This is a genomic window from Pseudomonas yangonensis (assembly GCF_009932725.1).
In the GTDB taxonomy this organism is placed as follows: Bacteria; Pseudomonadota; Gammaproteobacteria; order Pseudomonadales; family Pseudomonadaceae; genus Aquipseudomonas; species Aquipseudomonas yangonensis.
The window spans coordinates 116941-135358 of the sequence record NZ_BLJU01000007.1 but is presented as its reverse complement, the minus strand read 5'-3'; the positions used below and the strand labels follow the sequence as shown (position 1 = coordinate 135358).

General features: G+C 62.9%; 18 protein-coding genes. 8 read left to right on the top strand and 10 right to left on the bottom strand.

Annotated features, from left to right (window positions below; all coding sequences use genetic code 11):
• Window positions 1–7: 7 nt before the first annotated feature.
• From GYB81_RS12040 to nudC, 4 genes are all read left to right on the top strand, one after another.
• Window positions 8–2251 carry an Orn/Lys/Arg family decarboxylase gene (locus tag GYB81_RS12040; protein WP_161865437.1) on the top strand — a complete coding sequence of 748 codons (2244 nt, stop codon included), beginning with the start codon at window positions 8–10 and terminating at the stop codon, window positions 2249–2251.
• Between the two features lie 202 nt (window positions 2252–2453).
• Window positions 2454–3266, top strand: coding sequence for a crotonase/enoyl-CoA hydratase family protein (locus GYB81_RS12035; RefSeq protein WP_161865438.1), 813 nt, complete (start codon window positions 2454–2456; stop codon window positions 3264–3266).
• Between the two features lie 37 nt (window positions 3267–3303).
• Window positions 3304–4983: a FimL-related protein gene (locus tag GYB81_RS12030; RefSeq protein ID WP_161865439.1), complete on the top strand. Its 1680-nt coding sequence runs from the start codon at window positions 3304–3306 to the stop codon at window positions 4981–4983.
• The gene (nudC, locus tag GYB81_RS12025) at window positions 4983–5807 is read left to right on the top strand and encodes an NAD(+) diphosphatase (RefSeq protein ID WP_161865440.1); all 825 of its coding nucleotides are present in this window, start codon (window positions 4983–4985) and stop codon (window positions 5805–5807) included. The genes GYB81_RS12030 and nudC overlap by 1 nt, the downstream gene beginning before the upstream one ends.
• Before the next feature lie 108 nt (window positions 5808–5915).
• Here the strand turns inward: nudC and GYB81_RS12020 are convergent, their stop codons facing one another.
• A complete protein-coding gene (locus GYB81_RS12020) occupies window positions 5916–6695 on the bottom strand; it encodes a TSUP family transporter (RefSeq protein WP_161865441.1) in 780 nt (259 codons plus the stop codon).
• 102 nt (window positions 6696–6797) lie between these two features.
• Between GYB81_RS12020 and GYB81_RS12015 the strand changes: the two genes are divergently transcribed.
• Window positions 6798–7445: a hypothetical protein gene (locus tag GYB81_RS12015; protein ID WP_161865442.1), complete on the top strand. Its 648-nt coding sequence runs from the start codon at window positions 6798–6800 to the stop codon at window positions 7443–7445.
• Window positions 7446–7654: 209 nt separating this feature from the next.
• On the opposite strand, the gene GYB81_RS12010 is transcribed toward GYB81_RS12015, so the two are convergent.
• From GYB81_RS12010 to GYB81_RS11995, 4 genes are all read right to left on the bottom strand, one after another.
• Complete coding sequence (locus GYB81_RS12010) at window positions 7655–8422, bottom strand: SDR family oxidoreductase (protein WP_161865443.1); 768 nt, start codon at window positions 8420–8422, stop codon at window positions 7655–7657.
• A gap of 16 nt (window positions 8423–8438) precedes the next feature.
• The gene (locus tag GYB81_RS12005; RefSeq protein ID WP_161865444.1) at window positions 8439–9506 is read right to left on the bottom strand and encodes a phosphotransferase family protein; all 1068 of its coding nucleotides are present in this window, start codon (window positions 9504–9506) and stop codon (window positions 8439–8441) included.
• A gap of 245 nt (window positions 9507–9751) precedes the next feature.
• Window positions 9752–10063, bottom strand: a complete 312-nt coding sequence (locus tag GYB81_RS12000; RefSeq protein ID WP_003459932.1) for an SCP2 sterol-binding domain-containing protein — start codon at window positions 10061–10063, stop codon at window positions 9752–9754.
• A gap of 57 nt (window positions 10064–10120) precedes the next feature.
• A complete protein-coding gene (locus tag GYB81_RS11995; RefSeq protein ID WP_161865445.1) occupies window positions 10121–10819 on the bottom strand; it encodes a histidine phosphatase family protein in 699 nt (232 codons plus the stop codon).
• 199 nt (window positions 10820–11018) lie between these two features.
• Here GYB81_RS11995 and sohB point away from each other — a divergent pair, with 199 nt between their 5' ends.
• Together sohB and GYB81_RS11985 are read left to right on the top strand one after the other, a co-directional pair.
• Window positions 11019–12038 carry a protease SohB gene (sohB, locus tag GYB81_RS11990; protein ID WP_161865446.1) on the top strand — a complete coding sequence of 340 codons (1020 nt, stop codon included), beginning with the start codon at window positions 11019–11021 and terminating at the stop codon, window positions 12036–12038.
• 69 nt (window positions 12039–12107) lie between these two features.
• Window positions 12108–13097 (top strand): YhdH/YhfP family quinone oxidoreductase, encoded by a 990-nt coding sequence (locus tag GYB81_RS11985; RefSeq protein ID WP_161865447.1) that lies wholly within the window; start codon window positions 12108–12110, stop codon window positions 13095–13097.
• Between the two features lie 58 nt (window positions 13098–13155).
• On the opposite strand, the gene GYB81_RS11980 is transcribed toward GYB81_RS11985, so the two are convergent.
• On the bottom strand, window positions 13156–13923 hold the full coding sequence (locus GYB81_RS11980) for a DODA-type extradiol aromatic ring-opening family dioxygenase (protein ID WP_161865499.1): 768 nt from the start codon (window positions 13921–13923) through the stop codon (window positions 13156–13158).
• Between the two features lie 105 nt (window positions 13924–14028).
• Here GYB81_RS11980 and GYB81_RS11975 point away from each other — a divergent pair, with 105 nt between their 5' ends.
• Window positions 14029–14685 carry a thiopurine S-methyltransferase gene (locus GYB81_RS11975; protein ID WP_161865448.1) on the top strand — a complete coding sequence of 219 codons (657 nt, stop codon included), beginning with the start codon at window positions 14029–14031 and terminating at the stop codon, window positions 14683–14685.
• Window positions 14686–14746: 61 nt separating this feature from the next.
• Here GYB81_RS11975 and htpX read toward each other — a convergent pair whose 3' ends face one another.
• From htpX to GYB81_RS11955, 4 genes are all read right to left on the bottom strand, one after another.
• Window positions 14747–15619, bottom strand: a complete 873-nt coding sequence (htpX, locus tag GYB81_RS11970) for a protease HtpX (protein WP_024308031.1) — start codon at window positions 15617–15619, stop codon at window positions 14747–14749.
• A gap of 88 nt (window positions 15620–15707) precedes the next feature.
• Window positions 15708–16160, bottom strand: a complete 453-nt coding sequence (locus GYB81_RS11965; protein WP_024308032.1) for a hypothetical protein — start codon at window positions 16158–16160, stop codon at window positions 15708–15710.
• Window positions 16161–16162: 2 nt separating this feature from the next.
• Window positions 16163–16909, bottom strand: a complete 747-nt coding sequence (locus GYB81_RS11960; RefSeq protein ID WP_161865449.1) for an SDR family oxidoreductase — start codon at window positions 16907–16909, stop codon at window positions 16163–16165.
• A gap of 10 nt (window positions 16910–16919) precedes the next feature.
• A complete protein-coding gene (locus GYB81_RS11955) occupies window positions 16920–18131 on the bottom strand; it encodes a pyridoxal phosphate-dependent aminotransferase (RefSeq protein WP_161865450.1) in 1212 nt (403 codons plus the stop codon).
• Window positions 18132–18418: the final 287 nt, after the last annotated feature.

Below are 18418 nucleotides of genomic sequence, written 5' to 3'. Positions count from 1 at the left end.
CGTCACAATGTATAAAGATCTCAAATTCCCCGTCCTAATCGTGCACCGTGACATCAAGGCCGACACCGTGGCCGGTGATCGCGTGCGCGCCATCGCCCAGGAACTCACTCAGGACGGTTTCAGCATTCTGCCCACGGCCAGTGCCGCCGAGGGGCGCATCGTCGCCTCCACCCATCACGGCCTGGCCTGCATCCTGGTGGCGGCAGAGGGGGCGGGGGAGAACAGCCGACTGTTGCAGGACATGGTCGAGCTGATTCGCGTGGCCCGCGTGCGGGCACCACAATTGCCGATCTTCGCCCTGGGCGAGCAGGTCACCATCGAGAATGCGCCGGCCGAGGCCATGGCCGACCTCAACCACCTGCGCGGCATTCTCTATCTCTACGAAGACACCGTGTCCTTCCTCGCCAGACAGGTGGCGCGTGCGGCGCACAACTACCTCGACGGTCTGTTGCCGCCATTTTTCAAGGCGCTGGTGCAGCACACCGCGCAGTCCAACTACTCCTGGCACACGCCCGGCCATGGTGGCGGCGTGGCCTACCGCAAGAGCCCGGTGGGCCAGGCTTTCCACCAGTTCTTTGGCGAAAACACCCTGCGTTCCGACCTGTCCGTGTCGGTGCCGGAGCTGGGCTCGCTGCTCGATCACACCGGCCCGCTGGCCGAAGCCGAGGCTCGCGCAGCGCGCAACTTCGGCGCCGACCATACCTTTTTCGTGATCAATGGCACTTCGACGGCGAACAAGATCGTCTGGCACTCCATGGTCGGTCGTGATGATCTCGTGCTGGTGGATCGCAACTGCCACAAGTCGATCCTGCACTCGATCATCATGACCGGCGCGATTCCTCTGTACCTGTGCCCCGAGCGCAACGAGCTGGGCATCATCGGGCCGATTCCGCTCTCCGAGTTCAGCCGCGAATCGATCCAGGCCAAGATCGACGCCAGCCCGCTGGCCCGTGGTCGAGCGCCCAAGGTCAAGCTGGCGGTAGTGACTAACTCCACCTACGACGGGCTCTGCTACAACGCCGAGATGGTCAAGCAGGCCCTTGGCGACTCGGTCGAGGTGTTGCACTTCGATGAGGCCTGGTACGCCTACGCCGCCTTCCATGAGTTCTATGCCGGCCGCTATGGTATGGGCACCCAGTGCGACGAGCATTCGCCGCTGGTATTCAGCACCCACTCCACGCACAAGCTGCTGGCCGCGTTCAGCCAGGCCTCGATGATCCACGTGCAGGATGGCGGCCAGCGCCAACTGGATCGCGATCGCTTCAACGAAGCCTTCATGATGCACATCTCCACCTCGCCGCAGTACGGCATCATCGCCTCGCTGGATGTGGCCTCGGCGATGATGGAGGGGCCGGCCGGGCGCTCGCTGATTCAGGAAACCTTCGACGAGGCCCTGAGCTTCCGACGCGCTCTGGCCAACGTACGGCGCAACCTCGATGCCGAGGACTGGTGGTTCAGTATCTGGCAGCCGGGCGAGGCTGACGGCGCCGACAGCCTGTCGACCGGCGACTGGGTGCTGCAGCCGGACGCCGACTGGCACGGTTTCGGTGAAGTGGCCGGTGATTACGTATTGCTCGATCCGATCAAGGTCACGCTGGTTATGCCCGGCCTCAATGCCGCCGGCAAGCTGGAAGAGCGCGGGATCCCGGCGGCGGTTGTCAGCAAGTTCCTCTGGGAACGCGGTCTGGTGGTGGAAAAGACCGGCCTTTACTCCTTCCTGGTGCTGTTCTCCATGGGCATCACCAAGGGCAAGTGGAGCACGCTGCTGACCGAGCTGCTGGAATTCAAGCGCAGCTACGACGCCAACCTGCCTCTGATCGATGTGCTGCCCTCCATCGCCCACGCGGGCGGCGGACGTTATCAGGGTATGGGGCTGCGTGACCTGTGCGACGCGCTGCATGGCTGCTATCGCGATAACGCCACCGCCAAGGCGTTGAAAAGCATGTACACGGCGTTGCCCGAGCTGGCGATCAAGCCGGCCGATGCCTATGACCGGCTGGTGCGGGGCGAAGTGGAGGCGGTGCCCATCGACCAGTTGCAGGGGCGTATCGCGGCCGTGATGTTGGTGCCGTACCCGCCGGGCATTCCGCTGATCATGCCGGGCGAGCGCTTCACTGCCGCCACGCGCTCGATTCTCGACTACCTGGCGTTCGCCAGAACCTTCGACCAGGCTTTCCCGGGTTTCGACATCGACGTGCACGGCCTGCAAACCGAAGCGGGCGAGTACTGCGTGGACTGCCTGGTCGAATAGATGCTGAGGAATCTGTCGAGGCGTAAGACCCTCGACAGATCAGTCTCTTATCTCTGACATTCAAAGCGCTTGCTAACGTGCCGGGGCGTGCCCTGTGTCACAGTGGCAAGCATCGACTTTTATGGCGCGCTTGTTATAGTTGCCCGGTTATTAATCACAAAATAATTACTGCGCTGCCGTGCCACGGCTGAGGATGCCTGCCATGTCCGACTATCAAGCCTTCCGCGTCGAGCTGGTGGACAAGATCGCCCACGTGCAGATCAACCGTCCCGACAAGATCAACGCCATGAATGCCGACTTCTGGCGCGAGATCATCGAGATCTTCCAGTGGATCGACGACAACGACGCGGTGCGCGTGGTTGTGCTCTCCGGTGCGGGCAAACACTTTTCCTCGGGTATCGACCTGATGCTGCTGGCCTCGGTCGGCGCGCAGCTGGGCAAGGACGTCGGCCGCAATGCCACAGCGCTGCGACGCAAGATTCTCGAGCTGCAAGCCTCCTTCAACGCCGTCGACAACTGCCGCAAACCAGTGCTGGCGGCCATTCAGGGGTATTGCATCGGCGGCGCCATCGACCTGATCAGCGCGTGCGACATGCGCTATTGCGCTGTCGATGCGCAGTTCTCCATCAAGGAAATCGATATGGGCATGGCGGCCGACGTCGGCACCCTGCAGCGCCTGCCCCGCATCATCGGCGACGGCATGATGCGCGAGCTGGCCTATACCGGGCGCAGTATCGACGGGCACGAGGCGGCCCGTATCGGCCTGGTCAACCGCACCTACGAAGATCAGCAAGCCTTGCTGGCCGGGGTAATGGAGCTGGCTGCGCAGATCGCCGCCAAATCGCCGATTGCCGTGCGCGGCACCAAGGAAATGATTCGCTACATGCGTGACCACAGCGTCGACGATGGCCTGGAATACATCGCCACCTGGAACGCTGCCATGCTGCAGTCCGAAGACCTGCGCCTGGCCATGGCGGCGCATATGACCAAGCAGAAGCCGGAGTTCGCCGATTGATGCCGTATTCGCTGATGTTCGTTGCGAGGCCTAGAGCATGGTAAGTGGAGCTACATCGCTGAACCTGGTGCGCGACGAGCTGTTCGTCACCATGGAGGAAGCCGAGCAGAGCCTGGAGCACTTCATCGCCGAGCGGCATAACGGCAGCCTGCTGCAACAGGCGGTGGAAAGCCTGCATCAGGTGCGCGGTACGCTCAACCTGATCGAGCTGGCCGGCGCCGAGCTGCTGGCCCAGGAGGTACTCGACCAGGCGACCGATATCCCGGCCGGTGCTGGCGAAGAGCGCGATGTGCAGCTGGGCGCGCTGAGCAATGCGTTGCATGTGCTGCGCCGCTATCTGGAAAACGTCGACGCCCATCGCCAGGAAATGCCCGAGCTGCTGCTGCCAGCCATCAACGATCTGCGTCAGGCCGGCGCGCAGCAGCCGTTGCCGGAAAGTTTCTTCTTCAGCGTGCGCCTGGATCATGCCCGGCCGCACAGCCCGACGCAGCCGCTCGACGGGGCTGCCAAGCTCGTCGAAGGCAAACGCCTTCGGCATATGTACCAAGTGGGTTTGCTCGGCTTCATCCGTGAGCAGAATCCGCAAGCCAGTCTCAAGCTGATGGCGCGCGCCATGGCGCGTCTGGACAGCCTCTTTGCCAACGAGGCGCGCGGCCGCATGTGTTGGATAGGCGCGGCCGCCATCGAAGCGCAGTGCGATGGCCAGCTGTTGCCACGCAAGGCGCGCAAGCAGCTGTTCTCGCGTCTGGATCGCGAACTCAAGCTGATGCTCGGCAATTCGCAGTACGAAGCGCCACGCAGCCTGCTCAAGGAGTTGCTGTACCTGGTCGCGCTGGCCGACAGTCACGGGCCGCTGGCCACTGCCATCCGTGACGTGTTCGGCCTGACGCCGCTGCCGTTCACCGACCACCTGCTCGAAGAGGAATACCAGCGTCTGGCGGGGCCGGGTCAGGCGGTGATGCGCTCGCTGTCCACGGCGATCCGCGAAGAGCTGGCCAGCGTCAAGGACATGCTCGATCTGCTCGAGCGCGGCACCTTGCAGGGTGAAACCCTGGGTACCCTGCATGCGCTGCTGGGCAAGTTGGCCAAGACCCTGGGGATGGTTGGTCTGAACTCTGCGGGCAATTCGCTGAGCGCGCAGTTGCCGCAGGTCGTTGCCTGGAGCGAAGACGTGCCACCGCAGCCGGAACAATTGCACAAGCTGGCCGATGCGGTGCTCTATGTCGAAGGCATGGTCGCCAGTCTGGAGCGCGGCGAAGGTCGCGATTCGCGGCCGTCAGCCGTCGAGCCTGGCAATGAAGCCGACTCTTTCGCCAGTCACCAGCTCAACGAAGCCCGTATCGTCGTGGTCGATGAGGCGCAGGCCGGTCTTGCTCTGGCCAAGCGTGCCATCACGGCTTATCTGGAATCGGGGGGCGACAAGATGCACCTGTCCAACGTGCCGTTCAGTCTGCAGGCGGTACGTGGCGGTCTGTGGTTCCTCGAACAGCGCCGCGCCGCGACGCTGGTTGGCGCCTGCGCCGATTACATCCAGACGCGCATGCTCGAATCCGGGCAGATGCCCTCGGAGCAGATGCTGGAAACCCTGGCCGATGCCCTCAGCAGCCTGGAGTACTACCTGGAAGCGGGTGCGGTGATGCGTCCGGAAACCCGCCCCAGCGTGCTCGACCTGGCGGAAGAGAGTGTCAAGGCGCTGGGTATGCCGGTGGCGGCCTGATGGTCTGGCGCAACAGTTTTCTCGATCCGCTCCAGCCTGGCGGCTGGGCACTGCTTTACAGCCAGCAGCATTTTCTGGCCGACAGCAATGGCGTGTTGTTCCCGCGTGACTGGATCAAGCGCCAGGATTTGCCGATCATCGGTGAGCAGGGCATCGGTCATTTCGGTGAGGACGCCGTTTACCTTCTGCAGCTAAAGCCCTCGGCCACGCTGGAGGGCTGCACCTGGCAAAGCCTGCGTCAGTTCATGCTGCAGGGCGAGGCGGAGACCTTCCGTATGCTCGCCTACGCCGCGCAGATCGGTACCTGGTTTGCCGAGCATCGTTTCTGTGGCAGCTGTGGCGCGCCCACGCGTCAGCTTCCCGGTGAGCGGGCGATGCGTTGCGACAGCTGCGAGTCGCAGCACTATCCACGTATTTCACCGAGCATGATCGTGCTGGTCACGCGTGGCGAGGAGATCCTCCTGGCCCGTTCGCCGCGCTTCGTCACGGGCGTTTACAGCACCCTGGCCGGCTTCGTCGAGCCGGGAGAGTCGGTGGAGCATTGCGTGGCGCGCGAGGTGCGCGAGGAAGTCGGCCTCGAGGTGAAGAACCTGCATTACATCGGTAGCCAGGGCTGGCCGTTCCCGCATTCGCTGATGCTTGGCTTTCATGCCGAATATGCCGGTGGCGATATCGTCATGCAGGAAGACGAAATCGAGGATGCACGCTGGTTTCGCGTCGATGACCTGCCGCCACTGCCGGCATCGCGCTCCATCGCCCGCCATCTGATCGATCTCTACGTCGCGCGCCGTCTTGGTCTGCCCGAGCCGACGCTGGCGGTGTAAAGCCCCTTGTGTAGGAGCGGCTGGGCGGCACTCCGCTTCAGCCGCGAATCTCACCGAGCGTTTCGCGGCTGAAGCCGCTCCTACAGGATCTCGGATCGTTCGCCGGATTCAGCCAAACCAGTGCTGCCAGACCAGGCGTGCGGTCAGTGCCAGCACCACTGTGATGAACACCGGGCGGATGAATTTCGAGCCACCCCTGATTGCGGTGCGCGCGCCAAGAAAGGCGCCGACCATCAGCGCCGCACCCATGCTCAGACCGAGCACCCAGGCCACCTGGCCGAAAGCGATGAACACCGCCAGCGCCGCGGCGTTGCTGACGAAGTTCATGGTGCGCGCCACGCCGCTGGCGCGCACCAGATCGAGCGGATACATCAGCAGGCTGCTGACTGTCCAGAATGCGCCCGTGCCGGGGCCTGCCACGCCATCGTAGAGCCCTAACCCCAGGCCCTGCGGCCACTGCCGGCCACGGGCAATCGGCAGGTCGTGCTCGGCTGGCGCTTCCGGCATGCGGCCGAACAGCAGATAGATGCCGCAGGCGAAGACGATCACCGGCAGCATCTGGTTGAGCCAGGCGGCCGGCATCCAGTGGGCGATGACGGCACCGAGCAAGGCGCCGATCAGGGTCGCCAGCAACGCGTTGCGCCATTGGCCGGGGTTGAACAGCTTGCGCCGGTAGAAGGTCAGGGCGGCGGTACCCGAACCGAAGGTGGCGCACAGCTTGTTGGTGCCCAGCACCAGGTGCGGCGGCAGACCGGCAGTAAGCAGGGCAGGGATGGTCAGCAGACCGCCACCGCCGGCGATGGCGTCGATGAATCCTGCGGCGAAGGCAACCAGGGCGAGAATGGCTAAGGTACTGGGATCGATGGCGAGCTCGAGAGCGAAAGGCATATCAAAGTGTCGACTTGTGGGCGAGTGCGCAGCCTGCTGGCTGTTCGTCGTGGAGAGAGCTGCGCATAATGCCGGGATTTCGTCAGAGAAGGAACGCAATCGATGCAATACGACGGGTTGGCCTGGGCCGTGGCGCTGTTGGCCGTGTTGGCGCTGCTGGTGGCATTGCGCATTCTGCTCAATACGGGCTGGTTCCTCGGTTGGTTGCGCGGCACCTGTGGTCTGGCGTTTCTGGCTCTGGCCGGGTTGGTCGGCCTGGTCGCTTATGACCTGTATGCCTACGAGCCTCTGCAGGCCGGCAAGCCACTGGTGACGCTGAGCTTCAAGGCCGATGGTCCGCAGCGTTATCAGGTGACGCTTCTTGAAGGCAGCCGTGAGCGCACGGTTACGCTCGAGGGCGACATGTGGCAACTCGATGGCCGCTTGATCCGCTGGAAGGGCCTGGCCGAACTGATTGGTCTCGAGCCTGGTTACCGACTGGAGCGCCTTTCCGGCCGCTTTCTCGCCATCGAGCAGCAGGCGCTGGCGCAGCATGGCCGTGTGCAATTGGCCGAAAGCCCCTATGGTGTCGACCTGTGGCGCTGGCTGCGCCTGAATCAGCGTGACCTGCTGCTGTTCGACCCGCAGGCGCTACGCGTGACCTACCTGCCGATCGCCGCCGACGCGGTGTACAGCGTCAGCCTCACCCCAACCGGGTTGCTGGCCGAGCCGATGAACCCGGCGGCTGAAGCAGCGCTGAAACATTGGTAGCGGCCATCTGATGACTCTTCCCACTTGTGGGAAACGACTGCGTGGATGCTGGAGATAGAGCGATGCAGGATGCCAAAGCCGAGGATGCCCGAAGGGCGGGAGAGGGTAGTGGGCGTTGTGCGCCCCTAAGGTTGGCTACGCCGTAGGACCCGCCCTACAAATGCAAAAAAGGCACCTGCAAGGTGCCTTTTTCGTCCTGGCGTCTGGCCTCAGGAGAGGAAGCCGCCGTCGACGTTCAGCGCCACGCCAGTGGTGTAGCTGGAGGCTTCGCTGGCCAGGTAGAGCACTGCGCCGGCCATCTCGCTCGGATCGGCCACGCGCTTGAGCGGGATGCGCTGCAGGGCGTGCTTGAGGATGGCGTCGTTCTTGGTCAGCGCCGAGGCGAACTTGGTGTCGGTCAGGCCCGGCAGCAGGGCATTGCAGCGAATGCCGAACTGCGCGCACTCCTTGGCGAACACCTTGGTCATGCTGATCACCGCGGCCTTGGTTACCGAGTAGATGCCCTGGAATTCGCCCGGGGATACGCCGTTGATCGAGGCGACGTTGATGATCGAGCCGCCGCCGTTTTCCTTCATCAGCTTGCCGCCTTCGATGGACATGAAGTAGTAGCCGCGGATATTCACGTCCACGGTTTTCTGAAAGGCGCCCTGGTCGGTGTCCAGCACGTTGCAGAACTGCGGGTTGGTGGCGGCGTTGTTGACCAGGATGTCGAGGCGACCGAACTGTTCCCGGATCTGTGCGAAGACATTGGTGATCTGTTCCATCTCGCCGATGTGGCAGGCGATGGCGGTGGCCTTGCCACCTTCGGCAGTGATGGCATCGGCCACGGCCTGGCAGCCGTCGATCTTGCGGCTGGAGACGATCACGTGTGCGCCCTGCTGGGCCAGCAGCTTGGCGATGGCCTCGCCGATGCCGCGGCTGGCGCCGGAGACGAAGGCGATCTTGCCGTCGAGGTCGAACAGTTGGGTCTTGGACATTGTGATTACCCCGGGGTTAGAGAGTGGATTTGCCGATGACCTGCAGGCACATCTGCTCCAGCAGCTTGTTCATGTGAATGAACTGGGCGAAGCGCTTGTCCTGGGTCTGGCCGTGGTAGAAGCGGTAGTAGATCTGCTGGACGATGCCGGCCAGGCGGAACAGGCCATAGGTGTAGTAGAAGTCGAAGCTCTTGATCTCGATGCCGGCTTTTTCGGCGTAGTAGTCGACGAACTGCTGGCGGGTGAGCATGCCGGGCGCGTTGCTCGGCTGGCGACGCATCAACTGCACCGGCGCCGGGTCACCGGCTTCGATCCAGTAGGCCAGGGTGTTGCCCAGGTCCATCAGCGGATCGCCGATGGTGGTCATCTCCCAGTCGAGCACGCCGATGATCTGCATCGGGTTGTTCGGATCGAGGATCACGTTGTCGAAACGGTAGTCGTTGTGCACGATCCCCGGCTTGGGGTGGTCGGCCGGCATCTTGTCGTTCAGCCAGGCCTTGATCGGCTCCCAGGTCGGTGCGTCCGGTGTCAGCGCCTTCTCGTAGCGGTCGCTCCAGCCCTTGATCTGGCGCTCGACATAACCCTCGGGCTTGCCCAGATCGCCCAGGCCGCAGGCGTTGTAGTCGACGTTGTGCAGCTCCACCAGCTTGTCGATGAAGCTCTTGCACAGCGCGGTGGTCTGCTCGGCGCTGAAGTTCAGCTCGGCCGGCATGTCCGAACGCAGGATGATGCCCTTGACCCGCTCCATGACGTAGAACTCGGCGCCTATCACCGACTCGTCGGTGCAGTGCACATAGGCCTTGGGGCAGTAGGGGAAGCCGGCATTGAGTTGGTTTAGGATGCGGTACTCGCGGCCCATGTCATGGGCTGACTTGGCCTTGTGGCCGAATGGTGGGCGGCGCAGCACGAACTCCTGCTGCGGGTATTCGATCAGGTAGGTCAGGTTGGACGCGCCACCGGGGAACTGGCTGATCTTCGCTTCGCCGCTGAGGCCCGGGATGTTGGCTTTGAGGTAGGCATCGATGACGGCGGCGTCGAGCTCTTCGCCCGAGCGGATACGGGTGGATTGGTCAGTGAGCGCCATGCTTATCCCTTCTACTTATGATGGGTGCCCTAGATAATTGGCTAATCTAATGCTGCACCCAGGCTGTCACAAGCAATACGCGCCGTTATAGGCGGGCGTGTTGCACCTCGATCAAACTGCCTGATCAGTCACCTTCTACCTGTGCCGTGCCGTACGCGAAACGGCAACAGGCCGCAGGAATGGCGGGCAATAAAAAACCGGAGTGCCAGGACTCCGGTTTTCGTGTCTTGCGATCAGTACACCGATCAGACCGGGAACAGTTCGCCCAGCTTCATCGCCAGCATCATGTCGCCTTCGGCGCGCAGCTTGCCGGCCATGAAGGCCTGCATGCCGTCAGTTTCGCCGCTGACGATGCCTTTGAGGGTTTCGCTGTCCATGATCAGGGTCACGTTGGCGTTCGGGTTGTCGCCTTGCTCGAGGGCGCAGGTGCCGTCCTTGACAATCAGCGCGTAGTTCTCGCCATCTTCGATGTTGAACTGGAACACCAGGTCCAGGCCTGCAGCGGCGCTGGCGTTGAACTTGGATTGCATGGTTTGGGCGATGTCAGCAACACTCATGGTCTTATCCTTTTTTCGGTTTTTTCGCGCAGCCTCGCGGCCGCATTGGGCTGGAGCTCATCGGTAGGTGATGAGCTCCGGCGCCTTCAGCAGCTGTAAATGCACATGGCTGTTGAAGGAAGCCAGACTTACCTCGCTGCCGCGGAACTTCAGCTGGCTGAGCGAGGTATTGACGATTTGCCAATTCAGTTCGAAGGCCTTTGCCGAAGGCACGCCGGTGATCAGGCGGAGCAGGGCGGTGATGGTGCCGCCGGAAGTGAACACGGCGATATTCTGTTTGCTGCCTGCCTGCTCGAGGATGCGCCGCAGGCCGCCTTCGACCTGCTCGACATAGGCTTGCCAGCTTTGCAGGCCGGGCTTGTCATGTTCGCCGGATATCCAGCGATGGATCAGCTTGGCGAACAGGCGCTGGAACTCGGCGCGGTTTTGCGCGCCATTGCGCAGGATGTGCAGCGCTTCGGGTTCTTCCGGCAGCATATCCGGCAGCAGGGTGCGTATTACCGCGTCGGCATCGAATTCGTTGAAGGCTTCGTCGATATCCAGCGCAGGTGCGTTGCTCATGCGTTGCAGCGCGGCGTTGGCGGTGTGCTGCTGGCGGCGCAGGCTGCCGCTGACGCAGCGATCGAGGCCGATGCCGAGCTGTTCGAGGTGTTCGCCCAACACTTCGGCCTGGCGCACTCCGACAGGAGACAGGACATCGTAGTCGTCTGCACCGAATGAGGCCTGGCCATGTCGAATCAGATAGATGCTGCCCACGTCCGTTTCGATCTCGGCACGTTGAATGTCTCGCGAGGTTATGAGGAAGCTCGGGGGCTGTCAACGAAAAAACATACGCTTGTTTGAATTGCTCGTATGGTCGTTCTGCAGCGCTGACGCGCTTGGCCGGCGAGGCGCTGCGCCGGTATGCTTGAGCCTTTGAGCGCGCAAGCGCCGCTGTATTGCCCAAGGGGGATCCGTGGAGTTTCTTAGCGAGTACGCCAGCTTTCTGGCGAAAACCCTGACCCTGGTGGTCGCCATCGTCGTGGTGCTGGTGGCCGTCGCAGCTACCCGTGGCCGCGGTCGGCGTACAAGTGGTCAGTTGCAGGTACAGAAGCTCAATGATTTCTACAAGGACCTGCGTGAGCGGCTGGAGCAGAGCGTGCTGTCCAAGGACCAGCTCAAGGCCACGCGCAAGGCAGAGGCCAAGGCCGCCAAGCAGAACAAGAAAGCCGCGCCGAGCAAGCCGCGCGTGTTCGTGCTGGACTTCGACGGCGACATCAAGGCTTCGGCCACCGACAACCTGCGCCATGAAGTGACCGCGCTGCTGTCCATGGCCAAGGCCGAAGATGAAGTGGTGCTGCGCCTGGAAAGCGGCGGCGGCATGGTGCACAGCTACGGTCTGGCGTCCTCGCAGCTGGTGCGCATCCGCGATGCCGGCATTCCGCTGACCGTTTGCGTGGACAAGGTGGCCGCCAGCGGCGGATACATGATGGCCTGCATCGGTCAGAAGATTCTCAGTGCGCCGTTCGCCATTCTCGGCTCCATCGGTGTGGTGGCGCAGTTGCCCAACGTGCATCGTTTGCTCAAGAAGCACGAAATCGACTTCGAAGTGCTGACAGCCGGTGAATACAAGCGCACCCTGACCGTGTTCGGTGAGAACACCGAAAAGGGCCGGGAGAAATTCCAGGAAGACCTGGAAACCACTCACGAGCTGTTCAAGGGCTTCGTCGCCCGATACCGCCCGCAGCTGGATATCGACGCCATCGCCACTGGCGAGGTCTGGCTGGGCATGGCCGCGCAGGAGCGGCTGTTGGTGGACGAGCTCAAAACCAGCGACCAGTACCTGGCCGAACGCGCCGCCGAAGCTGAACTGTTCCACCTGCATTTCGCTCAGAAAAAGAGCCTGCAGGAACGCGTCGGGCTGGCCGCGAGCATCGCGCTGGATCGTTTCGTGCTGACCTGGTTGAGTCGGCTCAACCAGCAGCGCTTCTGGTAACGCTTCGTTCAGGATGGGCTGCGCAACCGGCTCGCGTCGCGCAGCGAACCACGACAAGAGGAGAGGGTGATGACCGAGTTCAAGGCCTTGCTGGTCAGTGAAGGCACCGACGGCAGCTTCCAGCGTGAAGTCGTCCAGCGCAATGTCGAGCAACTGCCGCAGGGCGAACTGCTGATCCGTGTGCGCTATTCCTCGCTGAACTACAAGGATGCGCTGTCCGCCAGCGGCAATCGCGGGGTGACCAAGGCCTATCCGCATACGCCTGGTATCGACGCGGCAGGTGTGGTCGAGGCCTCCAGCGTGTCCGAGTTCGCTGTTGGCGATGAGGTCATCGTCACCGGCTATGACCTGGGTATGAACACGGCCGGCGGCTTCGGCCAGTACATTCGCGTGCCGGCCGCCTGGGCGATCAAGCGCCCGCAAGGCCTGCCGCTGCGCGAGGCGATGGTCCTCGGCACTGCCGGCCTGACCGCCGCATTGTGCGTGGACAAGCTGGAGCAGGCGGGCGTCACCCCCGAGGCAGGAACCGTTTTGGTCACCGGCGCCACTGGCGGTGTCGGCAGCATTGCCGTGGTGCTGCTCAAGCAGCTGGGCTATCGCGTCGCCGCCGCGACCGGCAAGGCCGAACAGGCTGAGTTCCTGCGTGGTCTGGGGGCTGACGAAATCGTCAGCCGTGAAGAGCTGCAGCAGGGCAGCGAGCGACCGATGCTCAAGGAGCGTTGGGCGGCTGCGGTGGATACGGTGGGCGGCGACATACTGTTCAACGTAGTCAAGTCGCTGCGCCATAGCGGCAGCGTGGCGTGCTGCGGGCTGACCGCGGGGGGCGGCTTCCAGGCCAGCGTGCTGCCGTTCATCCTGCGTGGGGTCAACCTGCTGGGTGTGGATTCGGTGGAGCTGCCGCTGGTGGTCAAGGCCTCGATGTGGGACAAGCTGTCGCTGCAGTGGAAAATCGATCTCACCGCGCTGTGCCGGGAGGTCGGGCTGGAGGAGCTGCCCGAGGCAATCGAGCGCATCCTGGCCGGCGCAATGGTCGGCCGGATTCTGGTTCGGCTCGATTGAAGCGGTAAACGAGGCCCGTCGATGACGGGCCTCGTCATTTCAGGGCGGTATCCAGCATTTAGCCGAAACGATAGATGTCCATACCCAGCGCGCCGTAGGTGAAGCCGCTGTGCGCGACAGAAAACGCGCCGCCCGCGCCACGGGCGAAGAATAGCGGCAGCAGATGCTCTTCACTGGGGTGATTACGTGCGGCGTTCGGCGCCAGGCGGCGATACTGATGTAAGGCCTCCAGATCATCCGCCTCGAGCTTTTCTACCACCCAGTCGCGAAACGCCTTGGCCCAGGAGGTGATGGCGTCGGGGCCGGCGCGCCAGTCCAGTTCGCCCAGATTATGCGTGATGCTGCCTGAACCTATCAGCAGGATGCCTTGTTCACGCAAGCTGGCCAGAGCCCGGCCCACGCGGGTTTGCATTTCAGGGCCCTGGTGGCTGGGCAGCGACAACTGCAGCATGGGAACGTCGGCGTGCGGATACATCAACGACAACGGCGCCCAGGCACCATGGTCGAAAGGGCGCTGTGCGTCGAGCTCGGCTGACAAGCCTGCATCGTTCAAGCGCTGGGCAATCTCTTTGGCCAGTTCTGGCGCGCCCGGGGCAGGGTACTGCAACGCATAGAGCCGGGCCGGAAAACCACTGAAGTCGTGCCACGTCCGTGGTCGCTCGCCTGCTGTCAGCAGTAGATGTTGGCTTTCCCAATGCGCCGACACGACCACGAGGGCCTTGGGTCTTGGCAGTTCGGTAGCCAGTTGAGTCAGGGCCGGACCACTGGCGCCCGGCTCCAAGGCCAACATAGGCGAACCATGGGAAATGAACAGTGAGGGCAGCATGGCGATCAACTCCTGAAGTAGGATGACGCCATCTTCCTTGCTGAATCTATCGACATCCAGCATAAATACTTGGCCATTCCTATCGATTTCATGGAGGTTTTAGCGATGCATGAGGCGTTCTGGCAGGACAGATGGGCACGCAGCCAAATCGGTTTTCATCAGGAAAAGGTCAACGGCTATCTGCGTCGCCACTGGTCCGCGCTCGGGCTGGCGAGCGGCTCGGCGGTGCTGGTGCCGCTGTGTGGCAAGAGCCTCGATCTGGCCTGGCTGGCGGAGCAGGGGCACAGGGTGATCGGCGTCGAACTGGCCGAGCGCGCCGTTCAGGATTTCTTTAGCGAGCGTGACGTGCAGCCCCACGTATCGCAACGCGGTGCATTCAAGGTCTATCAGGCGGGTGCGTTGCAGATTCTTTGTGGGGATTTTTTCGCCCTGAACCGAGAAGATGTCGCCGGCTGCCAGGCTTTCTATGACCGTGCTGCGCTGATCGCCCTGCCGCCGGAAATGCGCGAACGTTATGTCGCGCATCTGCAGGCGATACTGCCGAGCACCTGTCAGGGGCTTCTGGTGACGCTGGTCTACGACCAGCGGCGCATGGACGGTCCGCCATTCTCGGTCGAGGACCCCGAAGTGGAAGGGCATTTCGCTGCCGGCTGGATGCTGCGCGTGGTCGAGGAAAAGGACGTACTGGCGGGTAATCCGCGTTTCGCCGACAGCGGCCTTGCGGCGGTGGACGAGCGAGTCTTTCACCTGACGCGCCGCTAGCGGAAGCGGTGCAATGAAAAAGGCGACCCGAGGGTCGCCTTTTTCGTGTGTTGACGCTGGATCAGCCCAGGCGGCGCAGCGCCTCGATACGGTCTTCCAGCGGCGGGTGCGTCATCAGCAGGCCGGCCAGGCCGTTTTTCAGGCCGCCATTGATACCGAAGGCGGTCAGGCTGTCGGGCATCTGTACCGGCACGCCCTGTTCGGCACGCAGGCGCTGCAGCGCGGCGATCATCGCACCGGTGCCTGCCAGGCGGGCGCCGGCTTCGTCGGCCTTGAACTCACGTTTACGCGAGAACCACATGACGATGATGCTGGCCAGGATGCCCAGTACCAGTTCGGCGAAGATGGTCGCGATGAAGTAACCGATACCGTGGCCGTCTTCGTTCTTGAAGATCGCCTTGTCGACGAAGTTGCCGAAGATGCGCGCGAAGAACATCACGAAGGTATTCACCACGCCCTGGATCAGCGCCAGGGTGACCATGTCGCCGTTGGCCACGTGGCCGATCTCGTGGGCCAGTACCGCGCGCACTTCATCCGGCGAGAAGCGCTCGAGCAGGCCCTGGCTGACGGCCACCAATGCGTCGTTCTTGTTCCAGCCGGTGGCGAAGGCATTGGACTCGTAGGCCGGGAAGATGCCCACTTCCGGCATCTTGATACCGGCCTCGCGCGACAGCTCCTCGACGGTCTGCAGCAGCCATTGTTCATGGCGGGTACGCGGCTGGGTGATGATCTGGGTGCCGGTGCTCATCTTTGCCATCCACTTGGAGATGAACAGCGACACCAGCGAGCCGGCAAAACCGAACACGGCGCAGAAAATCAGCAGGCTGCCATGGTTCTGGCCGGTGAAGCGATCGACCCCCAGCAGTTTGAGGGTGATGCTGGCGATGATCAGCACCGCCAGGTTGGTGGCCAGGAACAACATAATGCGCATCATGGTGTGAACGGACTCCTCACGGGAAAGACGTACGAGTAATGCCGGCTATATAAGGGCGCCCCCCTGGGGCTTTCAACCGTCGACTATTTCAAACTATGTCGTTTGGCTGCGCCGTCTGGCTTTCGAACAGTAGACGGGTCAGGCGGGCGATGCGTTCCCCGTGCTGGCGGGCCAGCGCCTCGCGCAACTGGAAGGCCAGAGTAGCGTGTACGCGACGTACGCTGGGAGGCAATGGTTCGCCATCGGGGAGCACGTGCGGCACGCTGCGTGACAGGCGCAGAAAACCCTTTTCGCTGAGCACGGCCTGGTCCAGCGCGTCATAGGCGATGGTCGATTCGAAGCGCAGATAGCCTTCCTCGGCCAGCCACAGCAGCGCACCCAGGCAGGCCTGGTGGCGCTTGCTGGGCAGGCCGAATTCGTCAGGCTCCTCGCGGCCGATCAGGTCTTCCACGTACAGCGCCATCTTGCGCGGGAAGGCCTGGTACAGCATCAGCAGGCCGCTGGCCGCATCCTTGTAGAAGTCGTCGATCTGCAGGTCCATGGTTACAGGGCTCGTGCCAGCAGCGAGGTGGGCAGGCAGGATAACAGGCGTCCGATCAACGCCCATGGCCAGCCGGGTACGTAGGCGCTGCGGCTGCGTTTCTCGATGTGTCGGGCGATCAGTCGGGCGCCTTTTTCGACGTCGATCAGGAAAGGGCGCGGACCGGCGTTCTGGTTGATCGGCGTATCGATATAGCCTGGCAGAATGGTGGTGGTGGCGATGGTGCTGCGATATAGCTCCAGTTCCAGCGACTGCATATGGCTGATCAGCCCAGCCTTGCTAGCCGAGTAGCCGGCGGAGCCGGGCAGGCCTCGCTTGCCTGCGACCGAGGCGATGGCCACCAGATGGCCGTGGCCCTGTTGACGAAACAGTTCGGTGGCAGCATCAAGGCACGCGATCGCGCCGATCAGGTTGGTTTGCAGGGTTTGACGGTACCGTTCGAAATGGCCACTGCCGGCCTTGCCGGCGAGGCCTATGCCTGCGTTGGCGATCAGGCCATCCAGCCCGCCCAGAACTTCGTGAGCCAGCGCTACGACCTGCTGGCAGGCAGCATAGTCGGTGACGTCCAGCGGTAGTACGGCGATAGTTCGGCCGTACGTCTGGCGCAGTTCGGCTGCCAGACGTTGCAGACTGTCTTCCCGACGAGCTGCGAGCGCCAAGTCGTAGCCCTGGCTCGCGAGCTGGCGCGCCAAGGCTTCGCCGATACCGGAGCTGGCGCCGGTAAGCAGGTAGCGTCTGGCCTGGGCCATGCTGCAGTCCTTACTGGCTATAGGTCTTGAGGAAATTACCGATACGACCGATGGCCTGCTCCAGGTCGTCGACGCGGGGTAGGGTGACCACGCGGAAGTGGTCTGGCCACGGCCAGTTGAAGGCGGTGCCCTGGACGATCAGCAATTTCTCCGACAGCAGCAGGTCGAGGACGAACTTCTCGTCGTTGTGGATCGGGCAAACCTTCGGGTCGATTTTCGGGAAGGCGTACAGCGCGCCCATGGGCTTGACGCAGCTGACCCCGGGGATGTCGTTGAGCAGTTCCCAGGCGCGGTTGCGCTGCTCCAGCAGGCGGCCGTTGGGCAGTACCAGGTCGTTGATGCTCTGGTAGCCGCCCAGCGCGGTCTGGATCGCATGCTGGCTCGGCACGTTGGCGCACAGGCGCATGTTGGCGAGGATGTCCAAGCCTTCGATGTAGCTCTGCGCCTTGTGCTTGGGCCCGGAAATGGCCACCCAGCCGGAACGGAAGCCGGCCACGCGGTAGCTCTTGGACAGGCCGTTGAAGGTCAGGCAGAGCACGTCCGGCGCCAGCGAGGCGGTGCTGATGTGCACGGCTTCGTCGTAGAGGATTTTGTCGTAGATCTCGTCGGAGAAGATCACCAGGTTGTGCTGGCGCGCCAGTTCGACGATGTCCTGCAGCACTTCCTTGGAATACACCGCCCCGGTGGGGTTGTTCGGGTTGATCAGCACCAGCGCCTTGGTGTTCGGCGTGATCTTGGCGCGCATGTCGGCAATGTCGGGGAACCAGCCGGCCTGCTCGTCGCACAGGTAGTGCACCGGCTTGCCGCCGGACAGCGCCACGGCAGCGGTCCACAGCGGATAGTCGGGCGCCGGGATGAGCACCTCGTCACCGTTGTTGAGCAGCGCCTGCATGGCCATGACGATCAGTTCGGACACGCCGTTGCCAAGGTAGATGTCCTCGATGGTGACGCCTTCGACCTGCTTCTGCTGGTAGTACTGCATCACCGCCTTGCGCGCGCTGAACAGGCCCTTGGAGTCGCTGTAGCCCTGCGCGGTGGGCAGGTTGCGGATGACGTCCTGAAGGATCTCTTCAGGGGCCTCGAAACCGAACGGCGCCGGATTGCCGATGTTCAACTTGAGGATGCGGTGGCCTTCCTCTTCCAGACGCTTGGCGTGCTTGAGCACCGGCCCGCGAATGTCGTAGCAGACGTTGGCGAGCTTGTTCGATTTGCTGACCTGCATGTAAGGAATCCCGAGCTAAGGAAAACCCACTGAAGCACGCTGCAAAATTCTCCCGGCGGGGAATCTTGGCAGCCCGCTGCGTGGGTGACAGACTGGGGTCGAATCATACGTGGCGACCTGGGCGCGGCAAAGGTGCCAGCCCTGCTTTTTTCTGGCCTGCCACGCGCCGCACACTCATGTCGCGGCCCGGAAACTTCTCAACCGAGGCTTCCGGGGTCGAATCCCTCATGGGAGTGCTGGCGTCACGCGCGAACCCGTGCTGCCCATTACCGAGGAGGAAACCCGCT

Excerpts from the sequence above, each read along its gene's own strand:
- GYB81_RS11955 (WP_161865450.1), bottom strand. The coding sequence starts at position 18,131 with ATGCAGGTCAGCAAATCGAACAAGCTCGCCAACGTCTGCTACGACATT.
- GYB81_RS11960 (WP_161865449.1), bottom strand. The coding sequence starts at position 16,909 with ATGGCCCAGGCCAGACGCTACCTGCTTACCGGCGCCAGCTCCGGTATC.
- GYB81_RS12000 (WP_003459932.1), bottom strand. The coding sequence starts at position 10,063 with ATGAGTGTTGCTGACATCGCCCAAACCATGCAATCCAAGTTCAACGCC.
- GYB81_RS11975 (WP_161865448.1), top strand. The coding sequence starts at position 14,029 with ATGCATGAGGCGTTCTGGCAGGACAGATGGGCACGCAGCCAAATCGGT.
- GYB81_RS11965 (WP_024308032.1), bottom strand. The coding sequence starts at position 16,160 with ATGGACCTGCAGATCGACGACTTCTACAAGGATGCGGCCAGCGGCCTG.
- GYB81_RS12020 (WP_161865441.1), bottom strand. The coding sequence starts at position 6,695 with ATGCCTTTCGCTCTCGAGCTCGCCATCGATCCCAGTACCTTAGCCATT.
- GYB81_RS12005 (WP_161865444.1), bottom strand. The coding sequence starts at position 9,506 with ATGGCGCTCACTGACCAATCCACCCGTATCCGCTCGGGCGAAGAGCTC.
- GYB81_RS11980 (WP_161865499.1), bottom strand. The coding sequence starts at position 13,923 with ATGCTGCCCTCACTGTTCATTTCCCATGGTTCGCCTATGTTGGCCTTG.
- GYB81_RS12035 (WP_161865438.1), top strand. The coding sequence starts at position 2,454 with ATGTCCGACTATCAAGCCTTCCGCGTCGAGCTGGTGGACAAGATCGCC.
- GYB81_RS12040 (WP_161865437.1), top strand. The coding sequence starts at position 8 with ATGTATAAAGATCTCAAATTCCCCGTCCTAATCGTGCACCGTGACATC.
- GYB81_RS11985 (WP_161865447.1), top strand. The coding sequence starts at position 12,108 with ATGACCGAGTTCAAGGCCTTGCTGGTCAGTGAAGGCACCGACGGCAGC.
- GYB81_RS12030 (WP_161865439.1), top strand. The coding sequence starts at position 3,304 with ATGGTAAGTGGAGCTACATCGCTGAACCTGGTGCGCGACGAGCTGTTC.
- GYB81_RS12015 (WP_161865442.1), top strand. The coding sequence starts at position 6,798 with ATGCAATACGACGGGTTGGCCTGGGCCGTGGCGCTGTTGGCCGTGTTG.
- htpX (WP_024308031.1), bottom strand. The coding sequence starts at position 15,619 with ATGATGCGCATTATGTTGTTCCTGGCCACCAACCTGGCGGTGCTGATC.
- GYB81_RS12010 (WP_161865443.1), bottom strand. The coding sequence starts at position 8,422 with ATGTCCAAGACCCAACTGTTCGACCTCGACGGCAAGATCGCCTTCGTC.
- nudC (WP_161865440.1), top strand. The coding sequence starts at position 4,983 with ATGGTCTGGCGCAACAGTTTTCTCGATCCGCTCCAGCCTGGCGGCTGG.